The 20,780-nt window shown below is 44.4% G+C and carries 17 protein-coding genes, 2 tRNA genes, 1 pseudogene and 1 riboswitch; of the genes and pseudogenes, 16 read left to right on the plus strand and 4 right to left on the minus strand.

Features of this window, described 5'->3' with window-relative positions; translation table 11 throughout:
- Positions 1-181 precede the first annotated feature (181 nt).
- The 3 genes from smrA (at position 182) to EXU30_RS20040 (ending at position 4,126) form a co-directional block, all read left to right on the plus strand.
- Entirely contained in the window at positions 182-778 is a 597-nt protein-coding gene (gene smrA / locus EXU30_RS20030) for a DNA endonuclease SmrA (RefSeq protein WP_165399059.1), read from the plus strand.
- 417 nt (positions 779-1,195) lie between these two features.
- Complete coding sequence (gene psrA, locus EXU30_RS20035) at positions 1,196-1,837, plus strand: TetR family transcriptional repressor PsrA (RefSeq protein WP_130603079.1); 642 nt, start codon at positions 1,196-1,198, stop codon at positions 1,835-1,837.
- 12 nt (positions 1,838-1,849) lie between these two features.
- On the plus strand, positions 1,850-4,126 hold the full coding sequence (locus EXU30_RS20040) for an acyl-CoA dehydrogenase (protein ID WP_130603081.1): 2,277 nt from the start codon (positions 1,850-1,852) through the stop codon (positions 4,124-4,126).
- Between the two features lie 141 nt (positions 4,127-4,267).
- Here the strand turns inward: EXU30_RS20040 and EXU30_RS20045 are convergent, their stop codons facing one another.
- Positions 4,268-5,800, minus strand: coding sequence for a lytic transglycosylase (locus EXU30_RS20045; RefSeq protein ID WP_242620276.1), 1,533 nt, complete (start codon positions 5,798-5,800; stop codon positions 4,268-4,270).
- A 130-nt stretch (positions 5,801-5,930) separates the two neighbouring features.
- A complete protein-coding gene (gloB, locus tag EXU30_RS20050) occupies positions 5,931-6,719 on the minus strand; it encodes a hydroxyacylglutathione hydrolase (protein WP_130603083.1) in 789 nt (262 codons plus the stop codon).
- 77 nt (positions 6,720-6,796) lie between these two features.
- Here gloB and EXU30_RS20055 point away from each other — a divergent pair, with 77 nt between their 5' ends.
- Positions 6,797-7,597 (plus strand): class I SAM-dependent methyltransferase, encoded by an 801-nt coding sequence (locus EXU30_RS20055; RefSeq protein ID WP_242620277.1) that lies wholly within the window; start codon positions 6,797-6,799, stop codon positions 7,595-7,597.
- Between the two features lie 101 nt (positions 7,598-7,698).
- On the opposite strand, the pseudogene rnhA reads toward EXU30_RS20055, so the two are convergent.
- Positions 7,699-8,177, minus strand: a pseudogene (gene rnhA, locus EXU30_RS20060) (ribonuclease HI).
- An 82-nt stretch (positions 8,178-8,259) separates the two neighbouring features.
- Between rnhA and dnaQ the strand changes: the two are divergent.
- The 12 genes from dnaQ (at position 8,260) to EXU30_RS20120 (ending at position 19,821) form a co-directional block, all read left to right on the plus strand.
- Entirely contained in the window at positions 8,260-8,988 is a 729-nt protein-coding gene (dnaQ, locus tag EXU30_RS20065; RefSeq protein WP_130603085.1) for a DNA polymerase III subunit epsilon, read from the plus strand.
- A gap of 10 nt (positions 8,989-8,998) precedes the next feature.
- The gene (locus tag EXU30_RS20070; RefSeq protein ID WP_130603087.1) at positions 8,999-10,330 is read left to right on the plus strand and encodes a TIGR03503 family protein; all 1,332 of its coding nucleotides are present in this window, start codon (positions 8,999-9,001) and stop codon (positions 10,328-10,330) included.
- A gap of 245 nt (positions 10,331-10,575) precedes the next feature.
- Positions 10,576-10,652, plus strand: a tRNA-Asp gene (locus EXU30_RS20075).
- Between the two features lie 53 nt (positions 10,653-10,705).
- Positions 10,706-10,782 (plus strand) — tRNA-Asp (locus EXU30_RS20080).
- A gap of 293 nt (positions 10,783-11,075) precedes the next feature.
- Positions 11,076-11,176, plus strand: a riboswitch (TPP riboswitch).
- A 136-nt stretch (positions 11,177-11,312) separates the two neighbouring features.
- Positions 11,313-13,274 (plus strand): phosphomethylpyrimidine synthase ThiC, encoded by a 1,962-nt coding sequence (gene thiC / locus EXU30_RS20085; protein WP_130603089.1) that lies wholly within the window; start codon positions 11,313-11,315, stop codon positions 13,272-13,274.
- The gene (locus EXU30_RS20090; RefSeq protein ID WP_130603091.1) at positions 13,274-14,956 is read left to right on the plus strand and encodes a bifunctional hydroxymethylpyrimidine kinase/phosphomethylpyrimidine kinase; all 1,683 of its coding nucleotides are present in this window, start codon (positions 13,274-13,276) and stop codon (positions 14,954-14,956) included. The genes thiC and EXU30_RS20090 overlap by 1 nt, the downstream gene beginning before the upstream one ends.
- Complete coding sequence (locus EXU30_RS20095) at positions 14,946-15,893, plus strand: HesA/MoeB/ThiF family protein (RefSeq protein ID WP_130603093.1); 948 nt, start codon at positions 14,946-14,948, stop codon at positions 15,891-15,893. The genes EXU30_RS20090 and EXU30_RS20095 overlap by 11 nt, the downstream gene beginning before the upstream one ends.
- A 3-nt stretch (positions 15,894-15,896) precedes the next feature.
- Positions 15,897-16,100 carry a sulfur carrier protein ThiS gene (gene thiS / locus EXU30_RS20100; RefSeq protein ID WP_130603095.1) on the plus strand — a complete coding sequence of 68 codons (204 nt, stop codon included), beginning with the start codon at positions 15,897-15,899 and terminating at the stop codon, positions 16,098-16,100.
- 1 nt (position 16,101) lies between these two features.
- A complete protein-coding gene (locus tag EXU30_RS20105) occupies positions 16,102-16,869 on the plus strand; it encodes a thiazole synthase (protein WP_130603097.1) in 768 nt (255 codons plus the stop codon).
- Positions 16,870-16,906: 37 nt separating this feature from the next.
- Positions 16,907-18,013 carry a 2-iminoacetate synthase ThiH gene (gene thiH, locus EXU30_RS20110; RefSeq protein ID WP_130603099.1) on the plus strand — a complete coding sequence of 369 codons (1,107 nt, stop codon included), beginning with the start codon at positions 16,907-16,909 and terminating at the stop codon, positions 18,011-18,013.
- A 73-nt stretch (positions 18,014-18,086) separates the two neighbouring features.
- Positions 18,087-18,374 carry a chemotaxis protein gene (locus tag EXU30_RS20115; protein ID WP_130603101.1) on the plus strand — a complete coding sequence of 96 codons (288 nt, stop codon included), beginning with the start codon at positions 18,087-18,089 and terminating at the stop codon, positions 18,372-18,374.
- Between the two features lies 1 nt (position 18,375).
- Positions 18,376-19,821, plus strand: coding sequence for a putative metalloprotease CJM1_0395 family protein (locus EXU30_RS20120; RefSeq protein ID WP_130603103.1), 1,446 nt, complete (start codon positions 18,376-18,378; stop codon positions 19,819-19,821).
- Positions 19,822-19,887: 66 nt separating this feature from the next.
- Here the strand turns inward: EXU30_RS20120 and EXU30_RS20125 are convergent, their stop codons facing one another.
- The gene (locus EXU30_RS20125) at positions 19,888-20,775 is read right to left on the minus strand and encodes a LysR family transcriptional regulator (RefSeq protein WP_130603105.1); all 888 of its coding nucleotides are present in this window, start codon (positions 20,773-20,775) and stop codon (positions 19,888-19,890) included.
- Positions 20,776-20,780: the final 5 nt, after the last annotated feature.

Genomic DNA, 20,780 nt, shown 5'->3' on the forward strand with positions numbered 1-20,780 from the left:
ACATATTATGTTGATAACTTAAGTACGACTGGCCATGTGTTGGCAAGACCGTTGTATTAAGTTAGCAACCTAGAGGGTTAACATTTAGTTGTTAACAGGCTATCGCTTGATGGGTAAAACTATAAAGTAAAAGTGCTGCCCACCATAGCTCAGAATGTTTACAAAGTGTGTAGGAGCCATTATGTCAGATGATAATCAACTTTTTTTTGAAGCAATGGCCGATGTTAAACCATTAAAGAACACTGCTACTGCTGATAACGTGATTGAGCAGCAACAGTTCAAACAAACTGAAGCACAAATAGCCAAAAAGCTTGCAGCCGATGAAGACGAGTTGCTGACGTTAATGACAATTGATCCCGCGATGATCACACCTGTTAAAAGTGATGATGTAATTGAATATAAGATTGATGGCGTGCAAGCTGAAGTATTCAAACAGTTAAAGCAGGGCGCTTATGATTGTAAAACCATAGTTGAGCTGCAAGGGCTCAGCCTTAGCCATGCAAGGCAAGCTCTGCTCAATCAAATTTATCAGGCAGAATACCTTGGAGAGCGCAATTTATTGGTAATCCATGGTAAGGGTCGTAACAACAAACCGTTTCCTGCACTATTGAAATCAGCGGTAGCTCAATGGCTTAGCTGTTTACCTCAAGTTCAGGCTTATCATAGTGCTACGTCCCAACTTGGTGGCAGTGGTGCTTTGTTTGTAATGCTAACGAAATCTAAGCAAAAACGAATTGATAACAGTGAACTGAACCGCAAAGGGCACGGCTTTAGGTAATTTCCTACCGCTTCTATAACTCAGGCCCCTGGAAAAGTTAATCTAAGCAGGGGGCACTTCGGTCCCATTAGTTTGCGTTGAGTTTCTATGTTTAGTTTTAACGTATTAACTGGTCGCTACTTTAGCTGTTGATAAGTTAATTCGCTATAAACTCAAATTAAAATGTAACTTTGCTTGATACGATACATACGTATGTTTAAAAGAGACTCCGTGTTCTATGCACAGGTACAAATGACTACAAAACCTTAGCACTCGACAGCGGGACTTACTAACTTGCCTAGTGACATATCCTTACCTATCTCGATTCCTTAGTAAATTACCCTGATATCGCCGTGTTGTTGTGTCATTTTTCAATTGACATCTGTTCGCTCAAACATTAATTTAAACGGGTGTTTTAAATATAACTTGGATTTTAGGATGGCAAGCCGGACAGATACAAAGACAAGGATTCTAGATGCTGCTGAAAGACTTTTCGCTGAGCGGGGGTTTTCAGAAACATCTTTGCGCCTCATTACAAGTAAAGCTGAAGTTAACTTAGCTTCAGTTAATTATCATTTTGGCTCTAAAAAAGAGCTGATACGCGCAGTGTTAGCCAGATACTTAGATGTATTTATGCCTAATGCTGCAAATGAAATTGCTAAGTTGCAAAAGCAACCTGAGCAAGCATCATTGGATGAGATTTTCTCAACACTCATTGACCCTTTGCTTGAGCTTAACAAAGTTAGGCATGGCGGCACGATTATCTTCTTGCAGCTACTAGGGCGCGGCTATATTGAAAGCCAGGGCCATCTGCGTTGGTTTATCACAACCCATTATGGTGCGCATTTAGCGTCATTTGTAGAAGCGGTTAAACAAAGTGCGCCACATATTCCACCTGTAGAGATGTTTTGGCGTCTACACTTTACCCTTGGCACCATTGTATTCACTATGGCATCGGCAGATGCGTTAAACGACATCGCAGCAGCCGATTATGATGAACACAATGATACTGAAGCCATTTTGCGTAAAGTGATCCCATACATGGCAGCCGGCGTTGCTGTACCTGTACCGACTAAATAAAGAAGGCCCAATATGAGTATTGTTATATTAATTATTATTGCAGTTGCCATACTCTTTGGTGTGCGAGATCTGCGGATCAAATTTATCACTCGTCCAGTGTTTAGCTTTTTCAAGAAAGTCCTGCCACCACTTTCTAGCACTGAAAAAGAAGCGATGGAAGCGGGTGATGTATGGTGGGAAGGCGAGCTATTTCGCGGTAAGCCTGACTGGAACAAATTGCATGATTACGGTAAGCCAGGGCTGACTCCTGAAGAGCAGGCCTTCCTCGATAATCAAGTACAAACTGCACTGGCGATGATTGATGATTTTGACATTGTGCATAATCGCAAAGATCTACCTCCAGAACTGTGGGATTACTTTAAGAAAGAAGGCTTCTTTGCACTTATCATCCCTAAAAAGTATGGTGGTCGTGAATTCTCAGCTTATGCCAACTCGACCATTGTATCTAAGATTGCAACTCGTAGTATCAGCGCTGCAGTTACCGTCATGGTGCCTAACTCATTGGGACCAGGCGAGCTATTAACTCACTATGGTACGCAAGAGCAAAAAGATCATTGGTTACCAAGTCTCGCTGTGGGTAAAGACATTCCATGTTTCGCGCTTACAGGTCCAGAAGCGGGCAGCGATGCAGGTGCAATACCTGACGTTGGCGTGGTTTGCCGTCAAGAGTTTAATGGTGAAGAAACACTGGGTATTAGCCTTACCTGGAATAAGCGTTACATCACATTAGCCCCAGTTGCTACTGTATTAGGTTTAGCGTTTCAAATGCGTGATCCTGATGGGTTACTTGGTGACAACAAGAATATTGGTATTACCTGTGCGTTGATCCCAACTGATCATGATGGCGTGGAAATTGGCCGTCGTCATAACCCATTAAATATGGCATTTATGAACGGCACGACTTCAGGTAAAGATGTGTTCATTCCACTTGATTGGATCATTGGTGGTCCTCAATACGCTGGTCGTGGTTGGAGAATGCTGGTTGAATGTCTTTCTGCAGGTCGCGGTATTTCACTGCCGGCACTAGCAACTGCATCTGGTCACGTGAGCACTAAGACTACAACGGCATACAGCTATGTACGTCAACAATTTGGAATGCCAATTGGTTACTTCGAAGGTGTGCAAGAAGCTATGGCGCGTATTATTGCAAATACCTACCAGCTTGAAGCAGCTCGTCGTTTAACAACACTTGGTATTGACTTGAAAGTGAAGCCATCGGTTGTAACCGCCATTGCTAAGTACCACATGACTGAACTTGGTCGTGATGTGATGGAAGATGCCATGGATATCCAATCAGGTAAGGGTATCCAGCTTGGACCTAAGAACTATCTAGGTCATGCGTTTATGGCAAACCCAATCTCCATTACGGTTGAAGGCGCGAATATTTTAACCCGCTCGTTAATGATTTTTGGCCAAGGGGCAACCCGTTGTCATCCGTACGTGCTTGCAGAAATGGAAGCGGCAGGTATGGAAGATAGCGCAGCAGGTTTAGATAGATTTGATAACCTGCTAATGGGTCACATTGGTTATGCTACTCGTAACGCATTGTCGTCATTTGGTAATGCACTAACAGGTAGTGTGTTCTCGAGCACGCCAGTTAGCGGCGAAACTAAAGTCTACTATCGTCACATGAACCGTATATCTGCGGCCTTGGCAACGATGACCGATATTTCAATGTTGATTATGGGCGGCGATCTCAAGCGTAAAGAGATGATCTCTGCTCGTATGGGTGATGTGCTAAGCCAGCTATATTTAGCGTCGGCGACATTAAAACATTATGAAGATAATGGCCGTCAACATGACGATTTGCCAATCGTACACTTTGTCATGGCGCAGCGTTTACACTTTGCAGCAAAAGCATTGGAAGAAGCTGTACGCAACTTCCCGAACAAGTTTGTGTCAATCTTACTTAAATTAATCGTATTCCCACTAGGTAATCACTTTACATTACCTGCTGACAAAGATGCGGTTAACTTATGTGTTAATATGATGAAACCAAGTCCAGCTCGCGAGCGCATTACATTCTTATGTGGTGAGTTCGAAGGTGATACTAGTGGTATTGCTGAAGTAGAAGCAGCGTTTGTTGCCAAGTATCAAGCTAAAGACTTGTACAAAAAGCTGAAAGCTGCGCAGAAGGCGAAGAAACTTCCTGCTAAACTGCCAATGCCAGATTTACTTGATAAAGCCTTAGCTGAAGGTGTGATTACCGACCAAGAGCATCAGCAACTATTAGATACAGACAAGCTACGCTTAGCGGCAATCAATGTTGATGATTTCGATAAGCTATAAGTTAACTGGTGTTGATAAACCACTAGTCATTAACTATTAGCAATCGAAAATTGGCTTAGAGCAACAAAAAACGCGGCAATTGCCGCGTTTTTTATTTGGTTCGGTATGAAGTTATCTACCGCATTTATTTAATTAACAGTACTAGGTACTTGATAAACGCAAGGTAAGCGTTTGGCCTGGGTGGATGTACTTCTTGTTTTCTAAGCTATTCCACTTGATAAGGTTTTTCACCGATACCTTGTACTTATTTGCGATCCTGTCTAACGAATCACCTGACTTAACTTTATACTCAACTGTGCGCATACCACTCGGTGAGCCTGGATAAACTTGTAGTCGCTGACCGATTGATAGTGTGTGATCTGCAGATAGGTTGTTCCACTGAGTTAACTGCGCCACTTTCACATCAAAACGTCTGGCGATTTTCCACAGTGAATCACCAGAGCGAACTTGATAAGTAACTTTGCGTTTAGTTTCAGTTTGCTCAAGTGTGCGTTTGTCAGTAAGCGCAATATGATTCACATCAAGCGCATCGCCATTGGCTGCAACAGGGATTAATAGATGTTTGCCGGCGATGATATTGTTGTTGGCTAGACCATTGTTACTACGAATGATGCTAGGTGTGATATTAAACTGCCTTGCAATTACACTTAAACTATCACCTGGTTGAATTTGATATCTTAGCCAGTTGATACGACTCGCTGGATCAAGCTCGCTAAGTTGTTTACTGAACTGCTCAACCTTGTGGCTAGGCAGCATTAACTGATGCGGACCTTGTGGTGGCGTTGCCCAGCTGCGAAGCCCTGAATTAAGTTGCTTAATTTCATCAACGCTAACGCCAGCCATGTTAGCCGCAAGATTCAAATCTAACTGACTACCAATATCAACGACTTCAATACTTGGCTCATTGATAATTGGATGAAGTGCCAATTTATGCTTGTCGGCATGTTTAATTACATCGGCAAGTGCCAGTAACTGAGGCACATAACGAGAGGTTTCGCGCGGTAATCTTAAAGACCAAAAGTCAACTGGTTTGCCTTTAGACTTGTTACGCTTGATGGCATTGAATACTCGACCTTCGCCTGTGTTATATGCAGCGATCGCATATAGCCAGTTGTTACCCATTTTGGCGTAAAGGTATTCGAGTAAATCAAGCGCAGCATCGGTTGATGCAATCACGTCGCGGCGGCCGTCATACCACCAGTTAGTTTGTACGCCAAAGGTTTTTGCCGTAGGTGCGGTCAGTTGCCAAAGGCCAGAGGCGTGCATACCTGAGTAAGCATGTGGATCAAACGCACTTTCGATAATAGGCAGTAAGGCAATTTCAAGTGGCAGTCCACGGCGCTCAACTTCCTCAACAATGTAATACATGTAAGGTGCTGCGCGTTTCGACACAATCGCTAAATGCTTTGGATTTTTTAGATACCAGTCGCGATATTGATTCACCAATTTCTCGTCTGGCACAGGCATAGATAAAGACTGGCCAATACGCTGCCAAACATCTGTTATTTGTGCGATTTCTTGTTCAACTTCTTCTGCGGCAGTGGGGTGTTTTTCGCTCTGGGTTATCTTGGTTGTATCAGCTGGCGGGTTTTCAACTGGTGTTGGTGCGGTCAAGGTTTGACAGCCGCCCATAATAAACAGGCTGCTAACAACCAATGTCGATTTAAAATTCATTAACTGGTAAATCCGTGGTTTCAGGGTAATGCAATATTGGTAACTGCTGAGCACTACGATTTTTTAATTATCTATTGGCGCGGCATTGTAGATTAAATTAGCGCCAATGTCTTTGTGATCGCTTCTAAGGTTAAAACTCATCTTTTAGTTTGCGAATTGAGGTAAATGCCTGCAATGGATCATTAACTGTAAGTGAGTATTCTTGTTGTAGATGTTGCCAAATTGTCTCGCAATGTGCACGTAAAAAAGGGTTAATGCTTTTTTCTACTCCAATATTGGTTGGAATGGTGGCGAGTTGATTGTCCCTTCGCGTGACAGCCTGCTTCGCATACGCCATTAAGTCATCATTGTTTGGCTCTATCGCTTTGGCAAACGCTAGGTTGGCCAAGGTGTATTCGTGGGCACAATATACTTTGGTGCTGTCATCAAGCTTTGCAAGTTCGCTGAGTGAATGATGCATTTGCGTTGCCGTGCCTTCAAATAGTCGCCCACAGCCGCCACTAAACAAGGTGTCACCACAAAATAGCTTGTCTTCGATTACATAGCACAGGTGATCTAATGTATGCCCGGGTGTAGCAAATACTTTGGCTGTAATACCTAGTGGCGCAATTGATAAATTTTGGGCACGATCTAGTTCTGTCGCTGGCGTTAATTGATGATTGATGCCCGCAATTTGATTTTGTGGGCCGTATACCTGTAGCTTTTCTGCAAATGCTTGTTGTAGCTCATTGATGCCACCGGTGTGATCGGCATGGTGATGGGTAATTAAAATTGCCCCAAGGGTGATATGCGGGTTTGACTTTAAGAAGTTTAATACCGAACTGGCGCAGCCAGGATCAACAACACAAGCGATATTCTTGTGTTCAATTAGCCAGATATAATTGTCATCGAAGGCATTAATTGCGTGTATATTTAGCATAGGGCTGATGGTTAATTGCTGATATGCTTAGGTTAACCTAAAGTGCTACCTATATCATTAATTTGCGGGGTTAGTTTTTGCAGACTTTGTTAAAACCTGACAGCTGGCACGCTTTGCCACATGGCGAACAAATTCAGCAACAAGTGGAGCAGCATTTGCAGCCTTGGTGGCCTAGAGTGTTTGGTTACCACTTGCTCAAGTTAGGACATTTAAGCAGCCAAATTTCTTCTCTCCATTGCAGTGTATCGCGCCATTACAATGTCTTTGAGGCTGATCTCGCCGAGCTTGGAGCAGAGCAAAGTGCCAAGCAAAAAGTAACAAAAAAAGCTGAGCAACATTGTGAGTTAGACATTCAGCAAAGTGATATTCAAGCCAACATAGTTGCAGATATCCATCATTTACCAATTCAAAACAAATCGACTGACGCAATCTTAAGTGCGTTTAACTTAGAGTTTGAATCAGATCCATACCAGCTACTTAGGGAAATGGATAGGGTACTAGTAAGTGGCGGTTATTTGTTTATTGTCGGGTTCAACCCAATCAGCCCGTTATTTGCCGGAAAGCTACTGCCTAAGTACCAAACGCAATTGCCTTGGTGTGGTCACTTGTTTATGCCATCGAGGATTAAAGATTGGCTAGGACTACTTGGATTTCAAGTACAAAGTGATGAGCGCTTTATGTTTGACTCGCTGCTGACGACTAATTCTACATTAAAGGCTTTGCAAGATAAGCTGCAATCCTGGCTACCAAATACTGGCTCGGTTTACTTAATCGTAGCGCGTAAAATTGAAACGCCATTGACTCGGGTTAAGAGTAAACGTGAGCAGCGCGCAGGTAATTGGTCTCCCGCACCCAGTGCCGGGCGTTCAGCCAAATAGTCTTCCAAGTGGTAACTAATACTAAGCAGTAACGGGTACTCTTGTGCTGGCTCGTAATAAACGCATTTATCTGTTAACTGCTAGCGCTTAACTTTTTACACTTAGTTATTTTGGGCGATGTAACCTTCATCAACAGTGGTAGGGTGACTTTCTGCGGCTGTTCTAGCTAACACATCACAGCGCTCATTCTCAATATGGCCAGAGTGACCTTTTACCCAACGCCAGTCGATCTCATGCTGCGCGATTGCGTTATCGAGCCTTTTCCACAAATCTACATTTTTGACTGGTGTCTTAGCTTTGGTTTGCCAGCCGTTACGTTTCCATCCGTTAATCCAGCCTGTGATCCCTTGGCGCATGTATTGACTGTCAGAGGTGAGGATGATCTTACAAGGCTCAAATAGTGCCTCAAGGGCGATAATTGGGGCGAGTAGCTCCATACGATTGTTGGTAGTCAACTCAAATCCAGCTGATAGCTCTTTGGTATGCTGCTTGTACTTCATAACGACACCATAGCCCCCGGGCCTGGATTACCCAAACATGAACCGTCAGTAAATATTGAGATCTGTTTTAGTTGTCGCATCAAATTGCTACCATAGTCTTAATTTGTAATTGGCGCGATTATACTGTGCCCATAAAGCCTTGTTAACTGAGAACTATCATTAATGAATATTGTTTCTAGTGCCCCACGGCAAATTATTCTCGATACTGAAACAACGGGTATGAACCAAGCTGGTGGCCCGGTTTATATCGGTCACAGAATTATTGAAATCGGTTGTGTTGAAGTTATCAACCGTAAATTAACTGGACGAACTTATCACCAGTATATTAATCCGGGTATGTTGATTGATGAAGAGGCGATTGAAGTACACGGTATCACTAATGAGCGCGTCGCCTCAGAGCCAAGGTTTCATGAAATAGCGAAAGACTTTATCGATTTTATTGATGGCGCCGAAATCGTGGCACATAACGCACCGTTCGATATTAGCTTTATGGATCATGAATTTAGTATGCTGCAGCCAACTGGGCCTGTCACCGCTAATATCTGTCAAATTCTCGATAGCCTTGAAGTTGCCAAGCATCTGCATCCAGGACAAAAGAATAACCTTGACGCCTTATGTAAGCGTTACGGCATAGACAATAGTCGTCGTACTTACCATGGCGCGTTACTCGATGCCGAGATCTTAGCCGATGTTTACCTGATCATGACAGGTGGGCAAATCAAGTTCAATTTGTCTGCCGATGAAGCCAACCAAGAAGATGGTGGCTTCGCAAAAATTGATACTAGCGGATTAAATCTTAAAGTGATCTCCGCATCTGCCGATGAATTAGTATCACACGAACAAAGACTTGATTTAGTAGCAAAGTCTGGCAAATGTCTCTGGCGAGGATAAGCATTTCTCTATGGCATCGATTGCGAAGCATTCATTTCAACTTCTAATAAAGACTGTTGCGACAGCGCTGCTGAGTTTAACTTTAGTTAGCTTAGGCGCAGTTGCACAAATGCAAAGTAAAATCGTTAATGCTTCAACAGCTCAGGAATTAAAAAACCGCTTTCGAATCGATAGCATGGTAAGCAAGATGACGCTATTGATCCAACGTCAATATGGTAGTGCGCCCGTTGTTATTGTGTTGCCCGACGGCAGTAAATGGTATTCATCTCGTCACCCAGAAAACGTTAAGTGGGTGGATGGTGTTGCTGGGGATATGATTTACATCGAAAATCCCATGCCAGGTCCCTGGCAATTACTTGGCGCAATCGTTCAAGGCTCAGAAATAAAGAAGGTGAGCGACCTGCAAATTGAGGTCGACCCGTTTCCACAGCCTCTATTTCGCGGTGAGCGTATCAAAGTTCATGCTTATCTCAATGGCGATGAAGAGCTTATTACCATTCCAGGCATGGATTATATGTTGGAGTGGACAGCAAGATTTATTAGTGACAGTGACAGTAGCGACAAGAACTTTGCTACAGGTATCGTTATTGCTGGGAAATACCAAGACAATGGCGAAAAGCTCGATGAAGCCGCTGACGATGGTGAGTTCACAGGTGATGTCAATCTTGACCAACCTACGGGTGACTACACGCTGCAAGTCACCGCTAGAAATAATATTTTCGAGCGCCAGTTTAGCAGCCCTTTCACATTATCAGAAAGGCCTATTACTGCCAAAGTTAATCCAGATGAAGATCCGCAATCGGGCTCGTGGACTTTAGAACTTGCTATAACTGATGCGGTTAAGCTAGAAGAAACCCATTTCCACTTCGATATGATAGGCCCAGCCGGACTTAACATTCCAATTACTTTGCTGGATATGAACGACAAGCGTACGTTACTAGCATTGCCAAAAGTGACTGAGTACGGCAGTTATCGTATTAAAGGTAATGCTGTATCAACTACCATGGGTGGACGAGAGATCTTTGTCGATCTTCCAGAAATGTTTTTTAACTATCTTGAGCCACCAGCACCGCCACCATCGGCTGAGGAATTAGCTGCAATCGCAGCGGCTGAGGAAGCAAAGGCCGAGCAAGAGGCCAAAGATAAAGCAGTATTTTGGATTATTTCAATAAATGTAAGCGTTCTATTGTTGGGAGTGCTTGCTTTGATTATCTGGCGTAAGAAGCAAAGCTTGAATAAGGCGCTTGCAGCGGCAGAGCAGGAGTTAGCGGAAGAGGAGCTGCAAGCCGGGAATACTCAAGGTATGGATGATATTGATCTATCTATACCTGATGACAAATAGACGTGGTGGGTCGTTTTGCTGAGGCGATTTAACTTAAACCTCTAATTATTTAACGTGACTTGTTGTTTTTACGGAATAATTATCTATTGTCGGTTCGCTCAATTTATGGGCAAAAGCTTATGTGTACAGGCACAAAATAGCTGCAAATTGACCAAAGTGAGTAAAATTTAGCTAAACAGTCATAAAGCAATAAAAAAAGTGTTGACGCTAATCCGAGAGGTCTTTATTATTCATCGCACTTGAGTGGAGCGGTAGTTCAGTTGGTTAGAATACCGGCCTGTCACGCCGGGGGTCGCGGGTTCGAGTCCCGTCCGCTCCGCCAATCAAGTGATTAATAAATATATTTTAAGAAGTGTATTTATTAATAAAAAATTTGGAGCGGTAGTTCAGTTGGTTAGAATACCGGCCTGTCACGCCGGGGGTCGCGGGTTCGAGTCCCGTCCGCTCCGCCAAATAAGACAAAAGCCTCATCGAAAGATGAGGCTTTTGTCGTTTCTGCGCTCTGCAAATATCAGTTTCTTGAAACAAACTATACCAATTGGGGTAATTAAGTGGTCAGATATTGCGCAGGTAAAACCGCTTAGAACAAGGCGGAAATTGCCGCTAGCTAGTCATTCTACCGACAAAATTTCTAACGAAGTTATAAGTGGTTTTAACCAGTAAGAATGAACAAATACTTATGCTAATTGGTATTAGACCAAGATAAATTCTATTGCATGCTACATAAGCTTGTGATTATACTGCAAGCATCTTGTCGGAGTGCCATTATTGGCTGAGACCGTTAATTCGGGATCCGTTGAACCTGATCAGGCTAACACCTGCGAAGGAAACAAGCGTCATTACGATACATAGGCATCAATAAACCATAAGTGAAATTCACCCGCTTAGCTTTGGTCTATCTATTGTTCCTTACATTGCACTAGCAATGCGCTGGCAACTTCTCCAGACAAGCAACTTAATTAATCATTACTCGAGGTTGCTAATGTCAGATCGTCGTCAAACACGAAACCAAGCCCAAGAATTTATCAACAACTTAAAGCCGCTTTTGCATCCAAATTCAGATAAAGTTTATCTAGATGGGCCCAATGGCATTAAAGTCGGTATGCGTAAAATCAACCAAACCGATACCATCATTGGTGGCACCAAAGACGCGCCAATTACCGAAAAGAATCCTGCTATTCACGTTTATGACTGTGCCGGCGTTTACTCTGACCCAAATGCTGAGATTGATGTGCGTAAAGGTGTGCCAAAAATCCGCTCGCATTGGATTGAAGCGCGTCAGGATACCGAAGCGCTGGCTGATGTTTCATCAAACTTCACTCAGCAACGCTTGGCTGATGATGGTTTAGATCACTTGCGCTTTGAAGAGCTACCTAAACCTATTCGCGCTAAGCAGGGTAAAAATGTCACCCAAATGCACTATGCAAAGCAGGGGATAATCACTCCTGAAATGGAGTACATTGCTATCCGTGAGAACATGGCGCGCGCTGAGCTTAAACAAGATGAGCAGTTAAACCGTAAAGCGCCAGGAGAAAGCTTTGGTGCGCTGGTTGGCGAGCCTATTACTGCAGAATTTGTCCGCAGCGAAGTTGCCCGCGGCCGCGCGATCATTCCAGTTAATATTAATCACCCTGAAGCAGAGCCGATGATTATTGGTCGCAACTTCCTCGTAAAGGTTAACGCTAATATTGGTAATTCAGCGGTTACTAGCTCAATTGAAGAAGAAGTTGAGAAGTTGGTGTGGTCGACCCGTTGGGGCGCTGACACTGTGATGGACCTTTCAACTGGTCGCTATATCCATGAAACACGCGAGTGGATCATTCGTAACTCACCTGTACCGATTGGCACTGTGCCAATTTACCAAGCGCTTGAGAAAGTAAACGGGGTTGCTGAAGATCTAAGTTGGGAAGTGTTTAAAGATACCTTGATTGAACAAGCCGAGCAGGGTGTGGATTACTTCACTATTCATGCAGGTGTGCTTTTGCGTTACGTGCCGATGACCGCCAAACGTGTCACAGGTATTGTTTCTCGTGGCGGCTCTATCATGGCTAAGTGGTGTTTGAGCCATCATAAAGAAAACTTCCTTTATGAACACTTTGATGAGATCTGTGAAATCTGCGCAGCTTACGACGTGTCTCTATCACTTGGTGACGGTATGCGCCCTGGCTCAATTGCCGACGCAAACGATGAAGCGCAATTTGCCGAGCTAGAAACACTGGGTGAGCTTGTAAAGAAAGCCTGGAAACATGATGTACAAACCATCATTGAAGGTCCAGGTCATATACCAATGCAGCTTTTAAAAGAAAACGTTGAAAAGCAACTTGAGCATTGTGACGAAGCGCCATTCTACACGCTAGGTGCGCAAACAACGGATATTGCGCCAGGTTATGACCACTTCACTTCTGGGATCGGTGCAGCCATGATGGCTTGGTATGGTGTCGCTATGCTTTGTTATGTTACCCCAAAAGAGCACCTTGGTTTACCTAACAAAGAAGATGTAAAGCAGGGGCTGATTGCATATAAAATCGCAGCTCACGCAGCCGATGTAGCAAAAGGTCATCCTGCAGCGCAAATGCGTGATAATGCGCTATCGAAAGCCCGCTTTGAATTTAGATGGGAAGATCAATACAACTTAGGTTTAGACCCAGATACTGCACGCGCATATCACGATGAGTCGTTGCCTCAAGAGTCTGCAAAAGTTGCGCATTTCTGCTCTATGTGTGGCCCAAAGTTTTGCTCAATGAAAATCACCCAAGATGTACGCGAATATGCTGCAAGCTTAGAGCAGGTGATTGAGGTTAAAGATGCAACGCCACAACTTGAGAAACAAGCGCTGTCAGATGCTGAAATTGCTTCAGCTATGGCGCAAAAGTCACAAGAGTTCAACCAGTCGGGAGCCGCGTTATACCATGAAAAGCCCCTAGCTGAGGAGCAAGAGGCTTGATGGCTAACACATCACAAAGTAAGTCTATAAACAATAACGCTAGTAAACCGATTGTCTGGACCATTGCCGGTTCAGACAGTGGCGGCGGCGCTGGCATTCAGGCAGATCTGGCGACGATTGTCGACTTAGATTGTCACCCATGTACCCTAATTACCGCAATTACTGCTCAAAACACTGTAGCTGTCACTCGGGTTGCAAGTGTCAGCGAGCAGGATTTTACTGCGCAACTTGATGCGCTACTTGCCGATCTAGCGCCCAGCGTAATTAAAATCGGTTTATTAACCGAGCAGTCTCAGGTTAGCGCCATCGCGAATATGCTAGCGAAGGTGAATAGCAAAGAGTCAAAGACTAAAACTGTCCCTGTTATTCTTGACCCGGTAATGGTTGCCAGTTGCGGCGATGCTTTAGCTTCAAGTCTTGATTTCAGTCCTTTAAAAGGGCTGATCACCTTGATTACACCTAACCAGCACGAGCTTGCGCGTTTGGTTGATGATAATTATCGACCTTTGCTACAGCTTAATCTCTCAAAGCTGTCGCAAATAGAGCAAGACGCATTAACGCTTGGTCGTTTACTTGATTGTCATGTGTTGGTGACAGGTGGTGATGCACTATCTGGTGAGCAAGTTGGTTTAGAAACTTCACGCAACACACCCAAAGCACAAGATGTGTATGTGACGCGTTTTGTGGCTGGTGCGAGCGTTGATCATAACGACAAAACGTTTGTACTTAGCTCGCCAATGCTCGATGGCAGCAATAATCATGGTACAGGTTGTACCTTATCAAGTGCAGTCGCCTGTTTTCTTGCCCACGGCTTGGTACTTCATGACGCAGTTGTGTTGGCAAAGGCGTACGTTAATAAGGGGCTTGCGAATGGTTACGCAAAAGGGGCTGGTAAAGGTTGCCTAGCGCGTACTGGCTGGCCACATGATTTAACCTTGATGCCTAGTGTTGATTTGTTAAATCAATCGATGCCAACGGTTGAATTTGCTGAATTACCTCAAGTCATGGATGTGTATCCGGTGGTTGATGATATCAAGCTACTTGAGAATCTATGCAGAGCAGGTTGCAATACAGTGCAGCTACGCCTTAAATCACAAGCTTTGCCTAATACTGATGCATATGACGTCGAGCAGCAATCCTTCGAGAAACAGATAATACGTGCCGTTCGGATAGGGCGGGACACTAATAGTCAGGTATTTATTAATGATCACTGGCAACTAGCGCTAAAACATGGCGCATTTGGCGTGCATTTAGGCCAAGAAGACGTTGCCACAGCAGACCTAGAAGCTTTAGCTAATGCTGGCGTAGCACTGGGTTTATCTAGCCATAGTTACTTTGAAATTCTACTTGCTCATCAATTGCGTCCAAGTTATATCGCAACTGGGCATATTTTTGCGACTCAAACCAAAAAGATGCCTTCAGCTCCTCAAGGTTTGATTCAGCTTGCGCGCTACAGTGAATTACTTAACCCGCACTACCAAACGCTAGCGATTGGCGGGATTAACCAAGCCAACCTAGACGAGGTTAGTGCCACTCAGGTAGCGAGTATTGCGGTGGTGAGTGCTATTACTAAAGCTGCTGACCCTATCGAGGCTTTTAAGCGCCTACGTGATGATTGGCTAGCGGGTAAAACCGTTATAGGTGCAAAGCGTTTGGCTAAGGATTTGTCGGATGCCAGCTAGTACAAACGACGCTAATTCTTCAGGTGCTATTACATCAACCACGGACTCTTCAGCGACTATCGCATCGACAGATAGGACCAAGTTAACCGATAAACAGTTTATTGAGTTTTCACGGCAGATATTTGTCGAAGATTTTGGCGAGCTAGGTCAGGAGAACCTGCTTAACGCCAAAGTGTTGATTATTGGCGCTGGTGGACTCGGGGCACAAGTAGCGCACCAACTCGTTGCTGCGGGTGTCGGTGCCGGCGTATATGGCAATCTTGATGCGAAGACGAGAATAAACGCGGGTCACATAAAGCTTGTTGATGGCGATCTTGTTGAAACATCGAATATTCCCCGGCAATTGCTGTTTTCAATGACTGATGTTGGCGAAAACAAGGCGAAAACAGCAGCAAATAGACTCAACCGCCAGTATCAAAATGCCAATGTACGCGCTGTGAGCTGTGATCTAGCAGCAGATAAGCTTGAGCATATCTTTAGCGATGGCTGTGAGCTAGATGGTTATGACTTGGTGATTGATTGTACTGACAACCTCAAAGCCAGACACTTGATAAATGAGCTTTGCGTAACCCATAAGCTTACACTGTTAAGCGGCGCAGTAGCTGGCAATGACGGTCAGGTGTTTTGTTTAGACTTTGACTGCAAAGCAAGTCAAACGACTAATGGCATTCAAAAGGCGAGAGAGCATGACTTTGGCTGCTACCAATGTTTAGTACCGAAAGGTAGCACAACAAGTCAAAGCTGCAGCGCTATTGGAGTACTAGGCCCTACAGTTAGTCATATCGCTTCTACTCAAGCCATGTTTGCCATAAGTCATCTTGCTGGCACCTTTAACCATTATGGTCAGCTATTTCGCTTTCAAGCGAACCCCGTTCGCTGGCTACAAATGACATTAACCCGAGACAGTAAATGTAGCGTTTGCTGCTCAAAAGGATAACTTATGATTTCAGTTACCCTCAATGGCGAGTCTCGCCAATATTCAACAAGTTTATCGATAGCTGAGTTTGTCAGCGAAAACTCGCTTAAACCCAACAGCATCGCCATCGTGGTTAATCAACATCTGGTGCCAAGGTCTGAGTGGACAAACCGCCAATGCCAAGATGGTGATCAAATTGAAGTATTTTCAGTAGTAGCAGGGGGTTAGCATGTTAACGATTGGCGATAAGACATTCGAATCACGATTATTTACCGGAACAGGCAAGTTTGCTAATCAACAACTCATGCTAGATGCTATTACTGCATCTGGTTCACAACTGGCAACGCTTGCGATGAAAAGAGTTGATTTTAAAACAGGTGGAGATGAATTACTCACACCACTTGTGGACTCAGGAGTCAACTTGCTGCCAAATACCTCTGGCGCGCGAAATGCCAATGAGGCGGTGTTTGCAGCGCGATTGTCAAAAGAAATGCTCGGTACCAACTGGGTCAAGTTAGAGATACATCCAGACCCAAAATATTTGATGCCAGATCCTGTAGAAACTTTCCTTGCAGCTAAGCAACTGTGCGAAGAAGGCTTTATTGTTCTGCCTTATGTTCATGCAGATCCTGTCTTGTGTCATCGTCTTGAAGAAGTTGGCTGCTCAGCGGTTATGCCGTTAGCGAGCCCGATAGGGACTAACCAAGGCTTAGATACCGAAACCTTCTTAAAGATTATCATTGAACAAGCTCAAGTACCGGTTGTTGTTGATGCTGGAATTGGCGCTCCATCAGATGCATGTAAAGCCATGGAGCTTGGCGCTGATGCGGTATTGGTTAACACGGCTATTGCGACAGCAAGCGATCCTGTTGCTATGGCTAAATGCTTTGCTGATGCAGTGGTAACCGGAAGGCAGGCGTTTGAAGCCGGCGTTGCGCAAACATCTGTAGCGGCAAATCATACTAGTCCGCTTACGCAGTTTCTGTTTGAGAAATAGTTTCGTTTATTAAGTAATTAAGGGCATGTACAGCTAAATGAACTTTTCAGATGTGTTTCGCAGTATTGAGCCAGATAAACTCAAGCTCGAGCTTTACAGCAAAACTGAGCGGGATGTGCGTAAAGCATTAGTCAACCCTCAAGGCAATATTGATGCACTTATTGCATTGCTATCACCTGCAGCTACGCCATTTATCGAACAAATGGCGCAACTATCTGCTTCGCTAACCCGTCAGCGTTTTGGGGCAAACCTTGCTTTGTACTTGCCACTCTATGTGTCGAATCTTTGCGCTAATGAGTGTGATTACTGTGGTTTTACCATGAGTAACAAGATTAAACGCAAAACACTCAATCAAACTGAACTGCAACAAGAAATCGACATTATCAAAGCAAAAGGCTTTGACCACGTGTTGCTTGTGTCTGGCGAGCATGAGACCAAGGTAGGCATTGATTACTTTGAAGCTATTTTTGCACAAGTTAAGTCGGCGTTTAGCCATGTGGCAATCGAGGTTCAGCCGTTAAAGCAAGATGAATACGCGAGATTAAACGATCACGGTTTAGATGCAGTAATGATCTATCAGGAGACTTATCAGCAGCGAACCTATGCAAGGCATCATACTCGCGGTAAAAAGCAAGATTTCAGTTATCGTCTTGATACGCCAGATCGCATCGCAAGGGCAGGCGTTGATAAGATAGGTTTAGGTGTGCTACTCGGTCTTGATGACTGGCGCTTAGACGCGCTGTTAATGGGCCATCACTTGGCTTATTTAGAGCAAAAATATTGGCGCACTAAGTACAGCATCTCACTGCCAAGGCTTCGTCCTTGTACCGGTGGTATTACGCCAAAATCAGAAATTAGCGATCTTGGTTTAGTCCAGCTTATTTGCGCGTTTAGGTTGTTCAATCAACAACTTGAAATTAGTTTATCGACCCGAGAAACGCCTGAGCTAAGAGATAATTTACTTGGGCTTGGTGTGACTAACCTGAGCGCTGAAAGCTCTACTGAGCCAGGCGGCTACGCTAACCCGCAATCTCAGCTTGATCAGTTTGAAATTAGTGACGATCGCTCAACGCAAGAGATTGTCCAGGTGATGAAAGCGAAGGGATTTCAGCCAGTTTGGAAAGATTGGGAAGCGGCTTGGTAAAACTGTACAAAACGCCGTGTTTGAGCAATAATTAGTCTGTTAAGTCACAATAAAATTAAGACAGGAGTGAGTTATGCAAATTCCGTCTGCTTCGGCATCAGGTTTACAAGCACTGCAAAGTGCTCAACAAGGTTTAGCTCAGGCTACAACAACGGTGGCGCAGCCTGATCCCAAACCACAGCCTGAGGCTACAGAAAGCCAATCATTAAAGTCTGACACGGTTACGTTAAGCAGCCAGGCTCAAGATAAAACTTCCGCTTTAATCGATGCGACACAAGCTGGCCATCAAGGCGAGGTTGCCACTCGAGTGATTGAAGCTGAAAATGAAACTGTCGGTAGCTTGATTAACATTTCGGTGTAGCATGACTCCGGTATCTGCAGCGAGCCTGGGAGCTGAAGCTTTTCGCTCAGCCATTCCAGATCGCTCGTCTGCAGTAAACTCATTAGCAACAAGCTCGTCTAAAGCCAACGCATCAATAACAGGTTCATCTACAGTTGGCTCAACTTCAATAGATAGTCATCGTGCTCAGCAATCCAAATCTCAAACTTCTTCTCAGGTTAATTCTCAGGCCACTCTGCAAACCAAAGCACAGGTTGTTCCGCAAGAGGCAAGCAAGGTGGCATCGCAACTAGCAACTGCATCCGAGGCGCTAAAATCTGATCAAGTTGCAAGTGCTGTTACCAATACTAGTCGAAATGCCAACTTCGGCAGCACACGTGCTGACGTCGTTAACCTTAATACGGGGGCCGCAAATATTGGTGCTTTAGTTCAGTTAACGAGTAGGGTAAGTCAATCACTGCCATCGGGAGGCAATCGCGAGGCGGTACAATCTTTAGCTGGGCCGCAACCGTTTGAATCAAAGCAAACTCGTTTTGTCAGCTCTGCAGATGAACTGTTTCAAAGCTCATCACAACAAGCGATACAAGCTAATAATTCAGGCGTTGAAGACAAGTCGCTTGCGCAAACACGTACTATTTTTAGCGATGCAAACGCTGCTAACTTTAAAGATGCATCTAGTGATGACAATCTTAACGGGTTCAGTGAACAAGCAGGAACACAAGCAAACCGACAAGCTCAAGACGGTAATTCGCAAGGTGCTGAACAATTAGATAATGAGCAGGCTAAACAAACGCAAGAGGAACTTGAGCAACAAGAGTTGCAAAGGCAACAAGCGGCGCAAGATACCGAAAAACAAAAGCTTGAGCGTGAGTTAGCAAAGCAAGAAGCGAAAGAAGCACAAATTATTAAAGAGCTGAGTACTAGAGATACAGAAGTGCGGCAACATGAGCAGGCTCATGCATCGGTTGGCGGCAGTTATGCTGGACAACCAAGTTATCAGTATGAACAAGGGCCAGACGGCAAACGCTATGCTGTGGAAGGAGAAGTGCAGATAGATGTGTCTGAGATCCCCAATGATCCTCAAGCGACCATCATCAAAATGCAAAAAGTTTACGCAGCGGCAATGGCACCAGTTCAGCCATCAAGTACAGATATTCGAGTTGCGGCCGAGGCATTAGATAAGATGAATGAGGCCAAGCAGTTGCTTGCCGAGCAAAGACAACAACAGCTTGCTGAGAATGACAACTCTGAGCGGATTAACGAGCTAGGGCAAATCTATCAAAATGCGGATAACGCTCAGCAATCTCAGCTTGATCCATATAAAATTGATGATGAAGCTAAGCAAACTCAAGATCCAGTGCTCCCTAATCTCGGCTCTAGGATTGGCAATTCAGTCGAACCTATAAATCCTGCAAACAATGCTCCAACCGCGACGCTTGCTTATCAAAGTGTGGCGGAGTTTCAATAGGCTATACGCACAACCCCCTTGCATACTTTCACTAGCTTACTACTTTAACACTGTAATAACCGCTTGTTAGGTTCGGTGATGCGCAAGCACTAATTGTTCTAACAGCTTAGCTGCTGGGCCTTGCCTGTCGCGGTTTGGGACCACTAGGTTTAAAATCACTTTACGACTTTTGCTTGAGGTTAAAGTAAGTTTGGCTAATTTGCCATTATCGATTTCATCTTTAACAATAAATGCTGGCATCCAACAAAAGCCCAAACCAGAAGCTAGAATACGCTTTGCTTCATAAAAGTTTGACACGGTCCATCTTTGCTCTGACTTTAGCCAACCCGCTTCATCTTTGGCATTTAATCCAGTGTCTCGAATGACGATTTGTAACTGATTAGCGAGGATTTTTTCATCACTAATGTTGGGCGTTGCAGCTAATGAATGACCTGGGTGGCAAACCAGGATCAATTCACTACTTTGCAGTGCTTCTCCTAGATGACCTTTTGGTGGGGTAGAGCAAATCGCAATGTCAGCTTTTTGCTCGTTAATGAGTTCATGGGTACCGGTTAATACTGAATCAATGACATTAATGCGACAACCACGAGATTGCGGATGAAACTTATTGAATATGCACACTAAATCATCCATTGGATAAATGATCTCACGGGCAATGGTTAAGCTTGGCTCCCAACCTTGACCTAGATTGGCTGCCAGTTGTTCTAGCTCATTAACAGACTGAGTAAGAAGGCGAGAGCGGCGAAGTAACACTTCGCCTTGGGGAGTTAGCACTGAGCGTCGCCCCTCAACGGTCAATATTTGCGTACCTAATTGTTGCTGCAGTTTCGCAACAGCGTGATTAAGCGAAGATTGGCTCTTGTTTAAGTAGGCGGCAGCCTGGGCATATCCACCTTGATCTACCACGGCTTGTAGAATGCGCCATTGCTCTAGTGTCGATTTAGCTCGGTTCATATATC

Source organism: Shewanella maritima (assembly GCF_004295345.1).
GTDB lineage: Bacteria > Pseudomonadota > Gammaproteobacteria > Enterobacterales > Shewanellaceae > Shewanella > Shewanella maritima.